Genomic DNA, 15,359 nt, shown 5'->3' with positions numbered 1-15,359 from the left:
CCCGCGAGCGAGCCGAAGGGCCGCGCCGGTGCCGAAAGGGAGAAGGGCCAAGCCGCCGACGAAGGAGGTGGCGCAGTGCCCGCCGACCGTCGGCGCCGGGTCAGGAGCGGCCCGGAGGCGAGCCGAGCGGCAATACAGAGGGCCCGAACGGCCGCGTCCCGACGGGCCGGGCGGCGGCGGCCGTCCTACGCTGGTCTGACCGGCCCCCAGCCTCCGGCTGGGAGGTGCCCCCACCCGCAGCGCCCGGGAGCCCCGCCATGACCGTCACCGATGCCGCGACCGGTTCGACCGCGACGAGGGGGCGCCCGTGGGCGTCCGAGGCCCTGCACCGGGCGGATCCGCAGCTGGCCGACCTGCTGGCCGCGGAGGCCGAGCGGCGCGCCGAGACGATCCAGCTGCTGGCGGGGGAGAACCTCACCACCCCGGCCGTCCTGGCGGCCCTCACCGGCCCGCTGATCGACAAGTACGCCGAGGGCTACCCGGGGCGCCGGCACCACACCGGTTGCACGCTGGCGGACGCCGCCGAGCTGCTGGCGATCGACCGGGCCCGCGAGCTGTTCGCCGCCCCGCACGCCAACGTCCAGCCCCGGTCGGTGACTTCGGCGATGCTGGCGGCGTACGCGGCGCTGCTGAAGCCCGGTGACGGGGTGCTCGCGATGTCGCTGGAGCACGGCGGTCACCTCAGCTGCGGCTCGCGCGCCAACTTCTCCGGCCGCTGGTTCGCCTTCACCGGCTACGGCGTGCGCGAGAGCGACGGGCTGATCGACCTCGACCAGGTGCGCGAACTGGCCCGGCTGCACCGCCCCAAGGCGATCGTGGCGGGCTCGATCTCCTACCCCCGGCATCCGGACTGGGCGGCCTTCCGGGAGATCGCCGACGAGGTGGACGCCTACCTGATCGCCTCCGCGGCGCAGACCACCGGTCTGGTCGCGGCGGGGGTGGCGCCCTCCCCGGTGCCGTACGCGGACGTCACGGTGGCGGCCACCCACAAGCTGCTGCGCGGTCCGCGCGGCGGCCTGCTGCTGTGCACCGCGGAGCTGGCCGAGCGGATCGACCGGGCGGTGTTCCCGTTCAGCCAGGGCGGCGCGGCGATGAACGAGGTGGCCGGCAAGGCGGTCGCCCTCGCGGAGGCCTCGACGCCCGCCTACCGGGCGTACGCGGAGCGGACGGTGTCCGGGGCGCGGGTGCTGGCCGAGGGGCTCGCGGAGGCCGGAGCGCGCCCTCTGACGGGCGGGACCGACACCCATCTGGTGACGGCGGACGTGAGCCCGCTCGGCGTGACCGGCGCGGAGGCCGAGCGGCGCTGCGCGGCCGCCGGGCTGCTGCTCGGCAAGTGCGCACTGCCGTTCGACCAGGCGCCGCCCGCCGAGGCCTCCGGGATCCGGCTGGGGACGGGCACCGTGACCAGCCAGGGGATGGGCGGGGCGGAGCTGTCCGAGATCGCCGGGCTGATCGTGCGGGTGCTCGCCGGGGGAGCCGTCGCCCCGGCCGCGGTGCGGGTCCGGGAGCTCGCGCTGGCGTTCGCCGACCGGTCCTGACGGCGGTCCGTCCACGGGCATCCGGATCTCCTACCCGGGAGAGCGAACCGCGATGCACGTCCCGGGCGTCCGACTCAATAAGGTGGGTGCCGTGGCGACGCACCTCGAACCCCGGGAAGGCAGGGGAGTACCTTCGGTACTTCCCCGTTCGACAGTGATGCAGGAGGCCAGTGGTGCGTGAGTATCTGCTGGTGCTGTTCTGCACCGCCGCCGTCACCTACCTGCTGACCGGCCCGGTCCGGAAGTTCGCCATTGCGGCCGGCGCCATGCCGCCGGTGCGCGCCCGTGACGTCCACCGCGAGCCCACGCCGCGGCTCGGCGGCATCGCGATGTTCGGCGGGCTGTGCGCGGGCATCCTCGTCGCCTCGCAACTCGACAACCTGAGCAAGGTGTTCACCCAGGGCACCGACATCCGCGCGCTGCTGTCCGGCGCCGGGATCATGTGGCTGCTCGGCGTGCTCGACGACAAGTGGGGCGTGGACGCGCTGGTGAAACTCGGCGGCCAGATGATCGCCGCCGGTGTGATGGTCTGGCAGGGTGTCACGGTCATCACCCTCCCGGTGCCCGGTGTCGGCGCGGTCGCGGTGAGCCCGACCCAGGGCATGGTCATCTCGGTCACCCTGGTCGTCGTCATGGTCAACGCGGTGAACTTCATCGACGGTCTGGACGGCCTGGCCGGCGGCATGGTCTGCATCGCCGCGATGGCGTTCTTCCTGTACAGCTACCGGCTCTGGTACGGCTACGCGATCACCGACGCGGCCCCCGCGGTGCTGTTCAGCGTGCTGCTGATCGGCATGTGCCTGGGCTTCCTGGCGCACAACATGCACCCCGCGCGGATCTTCATGGGCGACTCCGGCTCGATGATGCTGGGCCTGATGCTGGCCGTCGCCGCGATCTCCATCACCGGCCGGGTCGACCCCGACCTGATCAACAACGAGACCGGTTCGCAGACCGCCACCGTGCACGCGTTGGTGCCGATCTACATCCCGCTGCTGCTGCCGCTGACGGTCATCGCGCTGCCGCTGGCCGACCTGCTGCTCGCGGTGGTGCGTCGCACCTGGGCCGGCCAGTCGCCGTTCGCCGCGGACAAGCGCCACCTGCACCACCGCCTGCTGCAGGTCGGTCACTCGCACAGCCGGGCCGTGCTGATCATGTACTTCTGGGCCGCGCTGATCGCCTTCGGCACGGTGGCCTTCTCGGTCAGCAACACCGGCCGCACCGTGGTCCTGACACTCGCCGGGCTCTGCCTGCTCGGCCTGGTGGTGCTGCTCACCCCGCGGTTCCGGCCGCGCGCCCCGCGGGCGGTGCAGTCCTTCGTCCCGCCGCGGTACCGCCGGCAGTCCTCGGGTCCGATGGCCGAACTGTCGGCGAAGGACAAGCAACTTCTGGGTGAAGCCAGCCGGGACTCGTCCGAGCGGGCCGACCACGGACCGGCCAGCGGCCGTCACTGACAAGGGAGTTGGCGATCCGTCAAATGGCTTCACCCATACGGCGGATTCGCTGAGCCGTTGGTGTGACAGGTGCCACACAATCATGGTAAAGCTCTCATCAAATAGTTTGTGATACCGTTCACGAGTACCGAGAACACGCCGAAAGTCCTGACAGGTGGATGACTTCCGTCCCTGTCGGTCTCCCTTGACGGGCCCGCCGTTCCAGCGGGCGGCCCGACGGCGATGCCTCGGTCGGTGTCACTTCACCACCGTCTGTGCCCGTCCCCCGCCACATCGACATGCCGCCGGAGCTGCCGACATGCCGTCCACCGACGCCCGGATCCTCCGAGGCGCCGCGATTCCCACTGCGGTCGCCGGGATCATCGCCATGGCGATCTCGTTCGCCGTCGCCGGCGGGAAGGGCCTGCTCGGCGCCCTCTTCGGCGCTCTGCTCGTGATGGCCTTCTTCAGCTTCGGCCAGGTCGCGCTCGACCGGCTGACCCGGTCGAACCCGCAGATCATGATGGCCGCGGCGCTCCTGGTGTACACCACGCAGATCCTGCTGGTCGGCATCGTCCTGGCCGTCTTCAAGGACACCACGCTGTTCAACCGGCAGGCCTTCGCCTTCACCCTGCTCGGCTGCGCGCTGATCTGGACGGGCTTCCAGGTGCGCGGCGCACTCAAGGCCAAGACCTTCTACGTCGACCCCGACGCCTCGGAAAAGAAGGGCGACAAGCCCTCCGACTCCGGACGTCAACAGTGACGAGGCCCGGCTGTCCCCCCAACGAGGGGGGCGGTGTTTATGCCGCACTGACGGCCTGCTATCGTCCGTCGCAACAACGGAGTACGGGAAGAGGCCTGGTCTGTCCGGACAGCGGACTGATCGCCCCCCGGACCCGCGCAGTCTTCGATGATCCCGCAGTCGCGCAGCGCGCCGTCGAGCGGGGTCGGCGAGAAACCCATCAAGTTCCAGTGCCGCTCCGTGGCCGTAGGCCACGCCGACACACCGAGGTTGCCGTATCCATGCGTCACGACGAAGGAGTCCGTGGTGAGTGCTGAACTCACGTCGTCCCTCGCCTCAGGCAGTTGCCACTTCGGGGACGCTGGCTGCGGCTTCCCGGCCCCGGGTCTGAACGAATTCGACTTCAAGCCGATCTTCACCATCGGCAGCTTTTACTTCAACAAGCCGATGCTGCTGTCGATGATCGTCGCAGTGTTGGTGGTCGTCTTCTTCTGGGCCGCCTTCGCCAAGCCGCGCCTGGTCCCCGGCAAGCTGCAGCTGGTCGCCGAGATCGGCTACGACTTCGTCAAGCGCTCCATCGTGCTCGAGACGATCGGCAAAAAGGGCGAGAAGTACGTCCCGATGCTGGTCTCGATGTTCTTCTTCATCTGGCTGATGAACATCATGTCGGTCATCCCGTTCGCACAGTTCCCGGTGACGGCGGCGATCGCGTTCCCGGCCGGCCTCGCGGCGGTCGTGTGGGTCACCTACATGACGCTGACCTTCAAGAAGCACGGCTTCGTCGGCGGTTTCAAGAACCTCTGCTGGCCCTCGGGCATCCCCGGCTGGGTCATGTTCATCCTGGTGCCGATCGAGTTCTTCTCGAACATCTTCGTGCGCCCGTTCACGCTCGCGGTCCGAGCCTTCGCGAACATGTTCGCCGGCCACCTGCTGATCGTGATGTTCTCCATCGCCTCCTGGTACCTGCTCAGCCCGACCCTGGGCGCGCTGTACGGCTCGGCCTCGTTCGTCGTCGCCGTCGCGCTGACCGCCTTCGAGCTGCTGGTCCAGTTCCTGCAGGCCTACATCTTCGTGATGCTGGCCAGCAGCTACATCGCCGGTGCCCTCGAAGAGTCGCACTGAGCCAGGGGCTCAGCCCCTCCCCAGAACCACCTCCCGGATCGCCCGGTGGCCAATCACCACCGGTTCACCACCCTGCAAAGGACAACGTCAATGAGCATCCTCGCTGAGGGCACTGTCTACGGTTCCGTCGCCTCCATCGGCTACGGCCTCGCCGCCATCGGCCCCGGCATCGGCGTCGGTCTGATCTTCGGCAACGGTGTCCAGGCGATGGCCCGTCAGCCCGAGGCTGCCGGTCTCATCCGTTCCAACATGTTCATCGGCTTCGCGCTGACCGAGGCGCTGGCCCTCATCGGCATCGTCATGCCGTTCGTCTTCGGCAACAAGTAATCCTGCCGCAGACCCTTTCGAGGAAGGTCCAGATATGAGCATGTTGGCTCAGCTCGCGGCCGAGGAGAAGATGAACCCTCTCCTCCCCAACTGGCCCGAGATCATCATCGGCCTGCTCTGCTTCTTCATCGTCTTCGGTCTGCTCGGCAAGAAGCTTCTTCCCAGCATCGAGAAGGTGCTGTCGGAGCGCCGGGACGCCATCGAGGGCGGCATGGAGCGCGCCGAGGCCGCTCAGGCCGAGGCCCAGGTCGTGCTCGAGCAGTACCGCGCCGAGCTTGCCGAGGCACGTCACGAGGCTGCCCGCATCGTCGAGCAGGCTCGTGAGCAGGGCGCTGCCCAGCTCGCCGAGATGCGCGAGGAGGGCCAGCGTCAGCGCGAGGCCATCGTCGCGGCCGGTCACGCCCAGATCGAGGCGGACAAGAAGCAGGCGACCACCGCCCTGCGCCAGGACGTGGGCTCGCTGGCCACCCAGCTGGCGTCCCGCATCGTGGGTGAGTCCCTCGAGGACCACACCCGGCAGAGCGGCGTCATCGACCGTTTCCTGGACGAGCTGGAGGCCAAGGCCGCCGTTGCTCAGGGCGCGGCCAAGTGATCGGCGCCAGTCGTGAGGCCCTCGTCGCCGGCCGGCGGAACCTGGAGAGCCTGACCGACTCCACCTCGGTGGACGCGGCCAAGCTCGCCGAGGAGCTCACCGCCGTCACGGCCGTGCTGGACCGCGAGGTGTCGCTGCGCCGAGTCCTGACCGACCCCTCGCGGTCGGGCCAGGACAAGGCCCAGCTGGTCAGCTCGCTGCTGACCGGCCAGGTCTCCGGCGAGGCCGTCGACCTGGTCTCCGGTCTGGTCCGCTCCCGCTGGTCGGGCTCGCGCGACCTGGTGGACGCGACCGAGGAGCTCGCCGCGTACGCCGAGATCATCGCCGCGGACAGGGCCGGCGCCCTGGACGACGTCGAGGACGAGCTGTTCCGCTTCGGTCGGGTGGTGAGCGGCTCGCACGAGCTGCGCGCCGCGCTGACCGAGCCGAAGGCCGGTGCCGTCGCGAAGGCCGAGCTGATCAAGAAGCTGCTCGGCGGCCGCGCCAACGCCGGCACCGTCCGGCTGGTCACCGCCGTCGTCAACGCGCCGCGTGGCCGTAGCCTGGAGCAGGGCCTGGAGTCCTACTCCAAGCTCGCCGCCGCACGCCGCGACCGCATGGTGGCCCTGGTCACCACCGCGGTGCCGCTGTCGGACACCCAGAAGGAGCGCCTGTCCGGCGCTCTGGGCCGGATGTACGGCCGCCAGGTCCACCTGAACATCGACGTCGACCCCGAGGTCGTCGGCGGTGTCCGGGTGCAGATCGGCGACGAGATCATCAACGGCACCGTGTCGAGCCGCCTTGAGGGCGCTCGCCAGTCGCTCGAAGGCTGAGCACCGAAGCAGCACATCCGACCCTCGGTCGGGAAACCGGCTCCCCAAGGAGCCGGCACATCGTACGGCCGGTTCGAAAGACCCGGCCGAGAGTCGAATACTTGCGGCCCTCAATGGCGGGCCGAGGATCGCAAACTAGGAGAGCAGGGAAGCCTGATGGCGGAGCTTACGATCCGTCCGGAGGAGATCCGGGACGCGCTGGCCGACTTTGTCCAGTCGTACCAGCCGGACGCCGCTTCTGTGGAAGAGGTCGGTACGGTCACTGACGCAGCGGACGGCATCGCGCATGTCGAGGGCCTGCCCTCGGTCATGGCGAACGAGCTGCTGAAGTTCGAGGACGGCACGCTCGGCCTCGCGCTGAACCTCGACACCCGCGAGATCGGTGTCGTCGTCCTCGGTGAGTTCGGCGGCATCGAAGAGGGCCAGACCGTGCGCCGCACCGGCGAGGTCCTCTCGGTTCCGGTCGGCGACGGCTACCTCGGCCGCGTCGTGGACCCGCTGGGCAACCCGATCGACGGCCTGGGCGACATCGCCTCCACCGGCCGTCGTGCCCTGGAGCTGCAGGCCCCCGGCGTCATGGCCCGCAAGTCGGTCAAGCAGCCGCTGCAGACCGGCATCAAGGCCATCGACGCGATGACCCCGATCGGCCGTGGCCAGCGTCAGCTGATCATCGGTGACCGCCAGACCGGCAAGACCGCGGTGGCCGTCGACACGATCATCAACCAGCGTGACAACTGGCGCTCGGGCGACCCGGAGAAGCAGGTCCGCTGCATCTACGTCGCCGTGGGCCAGAAGGGCTCCACCATCGCGTCCGTCCGCGGCGCCCTGGAGGAGGCCGGCGCGCTGGAGTACACCACCATCGTGGCTGCTCCCGCCTCCGACCCGGCCGGCTTCAAGTACCTCGCCCCGTACACCGGTTCGGCCATCGGCCAGGAGTGGATGTACGACGGCAAGCACGTCCTGATCATCTTCGACGACCTGTCGAAGCAGGCCGAGGCCTACCGCTCCGTCTCCCTGCTGCTGCGCCGCCCGCCGGGCCGCGAGGCCTACCCGGGTGACGTGTTCTACCTGCACTCCCGCCTGCTGGAGCGCTGCGCCAAGCTGAACGACGCCCTGGGCGGCGGCTCGATGACCGGTCTGCCGATCATCGAGACCAAGGCCAACGACGTCTCGGCGTACATCCCGACCAACGTCATCTCCATCACCGACGGCCAGTGCTTCCTGGAGTCCGACCTGTTCAACGCCGGCATCCGCCCGGCCGTGAACGTCGGTATCTCGGTCTCCCGCGTCGGTGGCTCCGCCCAGATCAAGGCCATGCGCTCGGTCGCCGGCCGTCTGCGTCTGGACCTCGCCCAGTACCGCGAGCTGGAGGCCTTCGCCGCCTTCGGTTCCGACCTGGACGCGGCCTCCAAGGCCCAGCTGGAGCGCGGTGCGCGCATGGTCGAGCTGCTGAAGCAGGGCCAGTACCAGCCGTTCCCGGTCGAGGAGCAGGTCGTCTCCATCTGGGCCGGCACCACCGGCAAGCTGGACGACGTCCCGGTCGCCGAGATCCGCCGCTTCGAGCGTGAGTTCCTGGACCACGTCCGCCTGCAGCACAAGGACCTGCTCGCCGGCATCGTCGAGACCGGTCTGCTCGCCGACGGCACCGTCGACGCGCTGACCACGGCGATCGACGCGTTCAAGCAGGGCTACCAGACCGCTGACGGCAAGCTGCTCTCCGAGCAGGCCTGAGTCCGGTAGCGAGGGAAAGGACGTAACGACCCATGGGAGCACAGCTTCGGGTCTACAAGCGCCGGATCCGCTCTGTCACCGCGACGAAGAAGATCACCAAGGCGATGGAGATGATCTCCGCGTCGCGCATCGTCAAGGCGCAGCGCGCGGTGGCCGCCTCCACTCCGTACGCCGATGAGCTCACCCGGGCGGTGACGGCGGTGGCCACCCGGTCCAACGCCAAGCACCCGCTCACCACCGAGAACCCGAGCGCCTCGCGCGCCGCCGTGCTGATGATCACGGCGGACCGCGGTCTGGCGGGCGGCTACTCGACCAACGCCATCAAGGCCGCCCAGGTGCTCACCGAGCGCCTGAAGGCCGAGGGCAAGGACGTGGTGACGTACATCGTCGGCCGCAAGGGCGTCTCGTACTACACGTTCCGCGGTCTCGCGATCACGGGCTCGTGGACGGGATTCTCCGACAAGCCGACCTACGGTGACGCGAAGACCGTGGCCGCCGACCTGATCGAGGCCTTCACGGCCGAGACGGGCGGCGTGGACGAGCTCCACCTGGTCTCGACCGAGTTCGTGTCGATGCTGACGCAGAACGCGGTGGAAGCCCGGCTGCTGCCGCTGAAGCTGGACGAGGTCCAGCTCAGCGACCAGACGCCGGCCAAGTCGGAGATCTTCCCGCTGTACGACTTCGAGCCGTCGGCGGAGGGCGTCCTGGACGCGCTGCTGCCGCGGTACGTCGAGAGCCGGATCTACAACGCGATGCTGCAGTCGGCTGCCTCCGAGCACGCCGCTCGTCGTCGCGCGATGAAGAGCGCGACGGACAACGCCGGCGAGCTCATCAAGTCGCTCACGCGGCTTGCCAACTCGGCCCGTCAGGCCGAGATCACCCAGGAAATCAGCGAGATCGTCGGTGGCGCCAACGCGCTGGCCGACGCTAGCCGCGGGAGCGAATGAGTATGACCACCACTGTTGAGCCGACCACGGCGACGGGCCGCGTCGCGCGGGTCATCGGCCCGGTCGTCGACGTGGAGTTCCCCGTCGACGCGATTCCGGAGATGTTCAACGCCCTGCACGTCGAGGTGGAGAACCCCGACGGTTCGGGCAAGAAGATCCTTACCCTCGAGGTTGCCCAGCACCTCGGCGACGGCATGGTCCGCGGCATCTCGATGCAGCCGACCGACGGCCTGGTCCGTGGCGCGCAGGTCACCGACACCGGCTCGGCCATCTCGGTGCCCGTCGGCCAGATCACCAAGGGCAAGGTCTTCAACGCCCTCGGTGACGTGCTGAACGTCGACCAGGAGGAGTTCGACCAGCAGGTCGAGGTCCGCTGGCCGATCCACCGCAAGGCGCCCGAGTTCAAGGACCTCGAGTCCAAGACCGAGATGTTCGAGACCGGCATCAAGGTCATCGACCTGCTCACCCCGTACGTCACGGGTGGCAAGATCGGTCTGTTCGGTGGTGCCGGTGTCGGCAAGACCGTTCTGATCCAGGAGATGATCTACCGCGTCGCCGAGAACTTCGGTGGTGTGTCGGTGTTCGCCGGCGTCGGCGAGCGCACCCGTGAGGGCAACGACCTCATCGACGAGATGGTCGACTCGGGCGTTCTGGACAAGACCGCGCTGGTCTTCGGCCAGATGGACGAGCCGCCGGGCACCCGTCTGCGCGTCGCGCTCTCCGCGCTGACCATGGCGGAGTACTTCCGTGACGTCGAGAAGCAGGACGTGCTCCTCTTCATCGACAACATCTTCCGGTTCACCCAGGCCGGTTCCGAGGTGTCGACCCTGCTCGGCCGCATGCCCTCCGCGGTGGGCTACCAGCCGAACCTGGCCGACGAGATGGGCCTCCTGCAGGAGCGCATCACCTCGACCCGCGGTCACTCGATCACCTCGATGCAGGCGATCTACGTCCCCGCGGACGACCTGACCGACCCGGCGCCGGCCACCACCTTCGCCCACCTGGACGCGACGACCGTTCTGTCGCGTCCGATCTCGGAGAAGGGCATCTACCCGGCCGTCGACCCGCTGGACTCCACGTCCCGCATCCTCGACCCGCGGTACATCGCGCAGACCCACTACGACACGGCCCTCCGTATCAAGGGGATCCTGCAGAAGTACAAGGACCTCCAGGACATCATCGCGATCCTCGGTATCGACGAGCTGTCCGAAGAGGACAAGATCACGGTGCACCGTGCCCGTCGCATCGAGCGCTTCCTCTCGCAGAACACCTACGTGGCGAAGCAGTTCACCGGTGTCGAGGGTTCGACCGTGCCGCTGTCGGAGACCATCGAGGCCTTCAACGCGATCGCGGACGGCAAGTACGACTCCGTCCCGGAGCAGGCCTTCTTCATGTGCGGTGGCATCGAGGACCTCGAGAAGAACGCCGCCGAGCTGGCGAAGAAGTAATCGCGGCCGGTAGCAGCTGAGTGACCGTGAGGGGTGGCCCCCGAGCCTGGGAGCCACCCCTCGCGTCGCATCGGCTGTGATTCCGGTCAAATCCGTGCCGCCGGTTTCATGCCGGAGGCACGGGGCCGTTATTCTTACCGAAACTCCCGAGTAATCGGGCGTTGCATGAGCCTAGGAGCCCACGTTGGCTGAGCTGCACGTCGAGCTGGTCGCAGCCGACCGCAAGGTGTGGTCCGGTGCGGCCACCATCGTCGTCGCCCGTACGGCCTCCGGTGACACCGGCATCATGCCGGGTCACACCCCGGTGCTGAGCGTGCTGGAGACCGGCCCGGTCACCATCCGCACGGTGGACGGCGGCACCGTGATCGCCGCGGTGCACGGCGGCTTCATCTCCTTCGCCGACAACAAGCTGTCTCTGCTCGCGGAGATCGCCGAGCTGGCGGACGAGATCGACGTCGCGCGTGCCGAGCGCGCACTGGAGAAGGCCCAGTCGGACCTGGACGAGCACGCCGAGCGGCGTGCGGAGGTCCGTCTGTTCGCGGCGCGCGGCCTCAAGGTCCACGCCTGAGTGTGCCGGACCCCGGCTTGGCGGGGTCGACCGACGGTCCCGGGGACGCGCGAGCGTGACCCCGGGACTGTCGTCGTAGTTGGTAGGTCAGCGCGGTCGCTTGATACGACCGCTACGGGGAACGCGGGTAGCGAGGAGGTAGGTGAGCATGGTCCTCGCGCTTGTGGTGTGTGCGGCGGTCGTGGCGCTGGGTGTGATCGGCCTGATGGCCTTCGCCGTCCGCCGCCGCTTGATCCAGCGGGTAGGCGGTACGTTCGACTGCAGTTACCGGCTCAAAATGCCCGCCGACGCCTCGACGCAGCCCGACCTCGACGAGAACGGCAAACCCACCTCCGCCCCGGTCCCCCCGACCGACGGCAAGGGGTGGGTTTTTGGTATCGGCCGGTACAGCGGCGACTCGATCGAGTGGTTCCGGGTCTTCTCCTACGCCCCGCGTCCGCGCAAGGTGCTGCCGCGCCGGGAGATCGAGGTCCTCGGCCGGCGCTACCCGGAGGGCCAGGAGGAACTGGCACTGCTCTCCGGCTCGGTGGTGCTGCGCTGTCTGCACAACGGGGCGCCGCTGGAGCTGGCGATGAGCGACGACGCGCTGACCGGCTTCCTGGCCTGGCTGGAAGCGGCCCCGCCCGGGCAGAGGGTCAACGTCGCCTAGGGTCGTTTCCGGGGTTAACGCGGCCTAACCTGCCCGGCTAGGGTGGCCGCATGGTCAATCTGACGCGCATCTACACCCGTACCGGCGATGACGGCACCACCGCGCTCGGCGACATGAGCCGCACCACCAAGACCGACCCGCGGCTGATCGCGTACGCGGACGCCAACGAGGCGAACGCGGCGATCGGGGTGGCGCTCGCGGTCGGGGCGCTGCCCGAGGACGTGGCGGCGGTGCTCGTCCGGGTCCAGAACGATCTGTTCGACGTCGGCGCCGACCTGTCCACCCCGGTGGTCGAGGACCCGAAGTACCCGCCGCTGCGGGTGCTGCAGTCCTACGTCGACCGGCTGGAGGGCGACTGCGACCACTACCTGGAGCAGGTGGAGAAGCTGCGCAGCTTCATCCTGCCCGGCGGCACGGCCGGCGCGGCCCACCTGCACCTGGCCTGCACGGTGGTGCGGCGGGCCGAGCGCTCCACCTGGGCGGCGATCGCGGAGCACGGGGACACCGTCAACCCGCTGACCGCGAAGTACCTCAACCGGCTCTCCGACCTGCTGTTCATCCTGGCCCGGGTGGCCAACAAGGAACGCGGCGACGTGCTCTGGGTGCCGGGCGAGAACCGCTAGAGCTGCTTGGCCGGGGCGTCCCCAGTCGGGGCGTGTCCGGCCGGGGCGTGCTCGGCCGGGGTCTGCTCCTTCACCACGCGGCCGTTCTCGACCCGGACACCGGCCGGCGGCTCCTTGGGCCAGCGCGAGAAGCAGCCGGCCACGATGACGTTCACGACGGCCGTGATGCCCAGCCGCCAGTACCACTGGGCGAAGGTGCCGTAGTGGGCGGAGCCCCCGGAGAGCGGGACGAGCAGGGTGATCAGGGTGAGCGTGATCGCCGCCGAGACGGTGGTGCGCCCGGCGATCTGCCACTCGTACCTGGTCCGCTCCGGGCCGTACTTCGGCGAGGGCAGCGGCTTGGGGCCGCCGGCGAAGCGGTGCTGGAAGTGCCGGTCGGCCCAGCCGACCAGCGAGGGGCCGTACCCGACGGAGAATCCGGCGTAGCTCGCGGCGAGCGCGTGCGTCCAGCTCGCCTCGGTGCCGCCGCGCAGGTCGAGCACGGTGAGCGCGTACAGGGCGAGGTCGACGGCCGGGAGGCCGAGCAGCAGCACGGTGCTGGTGCGGCGCCAACGCAGCAGGTAGCGGGCGGAGAGGGCCAGGCCGAGCACGATCCACCAGGAGATCTCGGCCGCGACGATGAGGGTGACGATCACGTTCTGCTCCCGGACATTCGGCGGTGTGTCCAGCCTGGCGCGGGGGTGCGCCGGTGTCGTCGTCGCGCGGTGCCGTCCGGGTCTGCATCTTTCGATGTAGCGGGCTCCTCCGCGGACCGGAGCCGGACGGGCCGCCGGGGATGGTGAGATGGGGGTGTGCCCGTTCCGTCCCTCTCCCCGCGCCGGCTCGACCGGCTGATCGCCCTGTGCGGGCTGCTCGGCGGCACCGTGCTCATCGTCTTCCGGGTGTACGAGAACGTCGACCGCGTGCCGCTGTGGGCCGTGGTGCTGCCGATGCTGGTGATGGCCGGGCTGGAGTTGTGCCGACGCACCAGACCGGTGCTCGCGGTGTCGCTCGGCGGGCTGGCCTTCGCGGCCAGCCTGTTCACCGGCAGCCTGCTGGCGACCCTGATCATGTACACCGATCTGCTGTACGCGGCGGTGACCTACGGCAGCCGCCAGATGTCGCGGGTGCTGCACCTGGCCGGTGGGGCCACCGTGCTGGTGCTCTCCAGCCTGGCCTGGTACGCCGGCGGCACCCCGGCCGGGCTGCTGATCGCGGTGATCAGCGCGCTGGTCTTCCTGGCCCCGGTGTGGACCGGCGACGTGGTGCGCAAACACCGGCGGGAGGCGGAGACCGAGCGGCTGCGGGCCGAACAGACCGCGCTGCTCTCGGAGATGGACCGGCGCGAGGCGGTCGGTGCCGAACGGGCCCGGATGGCACGGGAGTTGCACGACGTGGTGGCCAACCACCTGTCGGCGATCGCGATCCACGCCACCGGTGCGCAGTCCGTCGCCAAGCGCCGGAGCCTGCCCGCGGACGACCCGCTGGTGGAGGTGCTGGCGGTGATCCGGGAGAACAGCGTCCAGGGATTGGCCGAAATGCGTCGCATGATCGGACTGCTCCGGGACAGCGGCGGCGGAGAGGTCGACGAGTCGTACGCGGCGCCCGACCTGGCCGCGGTGGACGCCCTGGTGGCCAAGGCCCGGGCGGCCGGCCAGGACGTCGGGCTGGACTTCGAGCTGGCCGAGCACGGCGAGCGCGGGGAGGTGCCGGTGCCGGTCGGGCTGGCCGCGTACCGGATCGTCCAGGAGTCGCTGACCAACGCGCTCAAGCACGCCGGGCCCGGACTGGTCCGGCTGCGGCTGGAGTTCGGGGCGGAGGACCTTCGGATCGCGGTCGACAGCCCCTACCGGGGTGAGGCGGGCCGCGGACTGCCCGGCGCCCGGGCCGGGCTGGTGGGCATGGCGGAGCGGGCCGGACTGCTCGGCGGCAGCTTCCAGGCCGGGCCGAAGGACGGAAGCTGGAGCGTGCGCGCGGTGCTGCCGCGCGCCCAGGGGAGTGAGGGGCGGGCATGACGATCCGGGTTCTGGTGGCGGAGGACCAGGCGGCGGTACGGGCGGCGCTGGTGATGATCCTGCGCGCCGAGCCGGAGTTCACGGTGGTGGGGCAGGCCGCCGACGGTGAGGAGGCGGTCCGGCTGGCGCTGGAACTGCGGCCGGACGTGGTGCTGATGGACGTGCAGATGCCCCGGCTGGACGGCGTCTCGGCGACCCGCGAGGTGGTCGCCGCCGGGGCCGCCCAGGTGCTCGTGCTGACCACCTTCGACCTGGACGAGTACGTCTACGGCGCGCTGCGGGCCGGCGCGGCCGGGTTCCTGCTCAAGGACCTGGAGGCGGACACCCTGATCGAGGGCATCCGGACGGTGGCGCGCGGGGACGGCATGCTGGCACCCTCGGTGACCAGGCGGCTGATCGGCGCGTTCGCCCGCCCGGACCGGCTGGTCCTGCCCGAGGCCCGGGAGGCGGTGGCCGGGCTGACCGTCCGTGAGCGGGAGGTGCTGGCCTGCATCGGGGCGGGGCTGTCGAACGGGGAGATCGCGGCCCGGCTGACGATGGCGGAGGCGACCACGAAGACGCACGTCAGCCGGATCCTGGCGAAGCTGCGGCTGCGCAGCCGGGTGCAGGCGGCGATCCTGGCCCAGGACCTCGGTCTGACCGTCTGACCATCCGAGCGTCTGACCATCTGAGCGTCGGCCCGGCTGACCGTCTGACGAGCTGCTTGGGCAGCTGACCGGGTCGGTTGCAGATCACACTCTCGATTGCTACTGCGTGAGCGATTTGGGCACTAGAGTCCCGGAAACGAGCGATGCGGCTCCACACGGCGGTCACCCCTGCCCTGAGCCGCCTTCAGG

Annotated in this window: 16 protein-coding genes; 15 read left to right on the top strand and 1 reads right to left on the bottom strand. The window is 69.8% G+C overall.

Annotation, left to right across the window (positions count from 1 at the left end; genetic code table 11):
* Nucleotides 1-257: 257 nt before the first annotated feature.
* From ACZ51D_RS04300 to ACZ51D_RS04240, 13 genes are all read left to right on the top strand, one after another.
* Complete coding sequence (locus ACZ51D_RS04300) at nucleotides 258-1,538, top strand: serine hydroxymethyltransferase (RefSeq protein ID WP_465661134.1); 1,281 nt, start codon at nucleotides 258-260, stop codon at nucleotides 1,536-1,538.
* 173 nt (nucleotides 1,539-1,711) lie between these two features.
* Nucleotides 1,712-2,989 carry an MraY family glycosyltransferase gene (locus ACZ51D_RS04295; RefSeq protein WP_360498617.1) on the top strand — a complete coding sequence of 426 codons (1,278 nt, stop codon included), beginning with the start codon at nucleotides 1,712-1,714 and terminating at the stop codon, nucleotides 2,987-2,989.
* Nucleotides 2,990-3,287: 298 nt separating this feature from the next.
* Complete coding sequence (locus tag ACZ51D_RS04290) at nucleotides 3,288-3,731, top strand: hypothetical protein (protein ID WP_360498619.1); 444 nt, start codon at nucleotides 3,288-3,290, stop codon at nucleotides 3,729-3,731.
* Between the two features lie 285 nt (nucleotides 3,732-4,016).
* The gene (gene atpB / locus ACZ51D_RS04285) at nucleotides 4,017-4,832 is read left to right on the top strand and encodes a F0F1 ATP synthase subunit A (RefSeq protein WP_360498621.1); all 816 of its coding nucleotides are present in this window, start codon (nucleotides 4,017-4,019) and stop codon (nucleotides 4,830-4,832) included.
* A 90-nt stretch (nucleotides 4,833-4,922) separates the two neighbouring features.
* Nucleotides 4,923-5,159 (top strand): ATP synthase F0 subunit C, encoded by a 237-nt coding sequence (gene atpE / locus ACZ51D_RS04280; RefSeq protein WP_030282059.1) that lies wholly within the window; start codon nucleotides 4,923-4,925, stop codon nucleotides 5,157-5,159.
* 34 nt (nucleotides 5,160-5,193) lie between these two features.
* Nucleotides 5,194-5,751: a F0F1 ATP synthase subunit B gene (locus ACZ51D_RS04275; protein WP_360498623.1), complete on the top strand. Its 558-nt coding sequence runs from the start codon at nucleotides 5,194-5,196 to the stop codon at nucleotides 5,749-5,751.
* Entirely contained in the window at nucleotides 5,748-6,563 is an 816-nt protein-coding gene (locus ACZ51D_RS04270) for a F0F1 ATP synthase subunit delta (RefSeq protein ID WP_360498625.1), read from the top strand. The genes ACZ51D_RS04275 and ACZ51D_RS04270 overlap by 4 nt, the downstream gene beginning before the upstream one ends.
* A 156-nt stretch (nucleotides 6,564-6,719) precedes the next feature.
* A complete protein-coding gene (atpA, locus tag ACZ51D_RS04265; RefSeq protein WP_030235796.1) occupies nucleotides 6,720-8,294 on the top strand; it encodes a F0F1 ATP synthase subunit alpha in 1,575 nt (524 codons plus the stop codon).
* A gap of 32 nt (nucleotides 8,295-8,326) precedes the next feature.
* The gene (locus ACZ51D_RS04260; RefSeq protein WP_360498627.1) at nucleotides 8,327-9,241 is read left to right on the top strand and encodes a F0F1 ATP synthase subunit gamma; all 915 of its coding nucleotides are present in this window, start codon (nucleotides 8,327-8,329) and stop codon (nucleotides 9,239-9,241) included.
* Between the two features lie 2 nt (nucleotides 9,242-9,243).
* Nucleotides 9,244-10,689 (top strand): F0F1 ATP synthase subunit beta, encoded by a 1,446-nt coding sequence (atpD, locus tag ACZ51D_RS04255; RefSeq protein ID WP_360498629.1) that lies wholly within the window; start codon nucleotides 9,244-9,246, stop codon nucleotides 10,687-10,689.
* A 184-nt stretch (nucleotides 10,690-10,873) separates the two neighbouring features.
* On the top strand, nucleotides 10,874-11,257 hold the full coding sequence (locus ACZ51D_RS04250) for a F0F1 ATP synthase subunit epsilon (RefSeq protein WP_360498631.1): 384 nt from the start codon (nucleotides 10,874-10,876) through the stop codon (nucleotides 11,255-11,257).
* Between the two features lie 148 nt (nucleotides 11,258-11,405).
* The gene (locus ACZ51D_RS04245) at nucleotides 11,406-11,906 is read left to right on the top strand and encodes a DUF2550 domain-containing protein (RefSeq protein WP_360498633.1); all 501 of its coding nucleotides are present in this window, start codon (nucleotides 11,406-11,408) and stop codon (nucleotides 11,904-11,906) included.
* 50 nt (nucleotides 11,907-11,956) lie between these two features.
* Nucleotides 11,957-12,529, top strand: coding sequence for a cob(I)yrinic acid a,c-diamide adenosyltransferase (locus tag ACZ51D_RS04240; protein WP_121174231.1), 573 nt, complete (start codon nucleotides 11,957-11,959; stop codon nucleotides 12,527-12,529).
* On the opposite strand, the gene ACZ51D_RS04235 is transcribed toward ACZ51D_RS04240, so the two are convergent.
* On the bottom strand, nucleotides 12,526-13,164 hold the full coding sequence (locus tag ACZ51D_RS04235; RefSeq protein ID WP_465617640.1) for a hypothetical protein: 639 nt from the start codon (nucleotides 13,162-13,164) through the stop codon (nucleotides 12,526-12,528). The two genes, ACZ51D_RS04240 and ACZ51D_RS04235, sit on opposite strands and share 4 nt — an antisense overlap.
* A gap of 156 nt (nucleotides 13,165-13,320) precedes the next feature.
* On the opposite strand from ACZ51D_RS04235, the gene ACZ51D_RS04230 reads away from it, so the two are divergent.
* Together ACZ51D_RS04230 and ACZ51D_RS04225 are read left to right on the top strand one after the other, a co-directional pair.
* Nucleotides 13,321-14,523, top strand: coding sequence for a sensor histidine kinase (locus ACZ51D_RS04230; protein WP_360498637.1), 1,203 nt, complete (start codon nucleotides 13,321-13,323; stop codon nucleotides 14,521-14,523).
* Nucleotides 14,520-15,170 carry a response regulator transcription factor gene (locus tag ACZ51D_RS04225; RefSeq protein WP_360498639.1) on the top strand — a complete coding sequence of 217 codons (651 nt, stop codon included), beginning with the start codon at nucleotides 14,520-14,522 and terminating at the stop codon, nucleotides 15,168-15,170. The genes ACZ51D_RS04230 and ACZ51D_RS04225 overlap by 4 nt, the downstream gene beginning before the upstream one ends.
* Nucleotides 15,171-15,359 lie beyond the last annotated feature (189 nt).

It is taken from the genome of Kitasatospora sp. NPDC033851 (genome assembly GCF_055576085.1).
This window is presented reverse-complemented; position numbering and strand designations above follow the sequence as displayed.

What these genes read in the sequence shown, in the direction of transcription:
- ACZ51D_RS04240 (WP_121174231.1), top strand. Translation starts at nt 11,957, where the DNA reads ATGGTCAATCTGACGCGCATCTACACCCGTACCGGCGATGACGGCACC.
- atpE (WP_030282059.1), top strand. Translation starts at nt 4,923, where the DNA reads ATGAGCATCCTCGCTGAGGGCACTGTCTACGGTTCCGTCGCCTCCATC.
- ACZ51D_RS04225 (WP_360498639.1), top strand. Translation starts at nt 14,520, where the DNA reads ATGACGATCCGGGTTCTGGTGGCGGAGGACCAGGCGGCGGTACGGGCG.
- ACZ51D_RS04290 (WP_360498619.1), top strand. Translation starts at nt 3,288, where the DNA reads ATGCCGTCCACCGACGCCCGGATCCTCCGAGGCGCCGCGATTCCCACT.
- ACZ51D_RS04245 (WP_360498633.1), top strand. Translation starts at nt 11,406, where the DNA reads ATGGTCCTCGCGCTTGTGGTGTGTGCGGCGGTCGTGGCGCTGGGTGTG.
- ACZ51D_RS04260 (WP_360498627.1), top strand. Translation starts at nt 8,327, where the DNA reads ATGGGAGCACAGCTTCGGGTCTACAAGCGCCGGATCCGCTCTGTCACC.
- ACZ51D_RS04300 (WP_465661134.1), top strand. Translation starts at nt 258, where the DNA reads ATGACCGTCACCGATGCCGCGACCGGTTCGACCGCGACGAGGGGGCGC.
- atpD (WP_360498629.1), top strand. Translation starts at nt 9,244, where the DNA reads ATGACCACCACTGTTGAGCCGACCACGGCGACGGGCCGCGTCGCGCGG.
- atpA (WP_030235796.1), top strand. Translation starts at nt 6,720, where the DNA reads ATGGCGGAGCTTACGATCCGTCCGGAGGAGATCCGGGACGCGCTGGCC.
- ACZ51D_RS04275 (WP_360498623.1), top strand. Translation starts at nt 5,194, where the DNA reads ATGAGCATGTTGGCTCAGCTCGCGGCCGAGGAGAAGATGAACCCTCTC.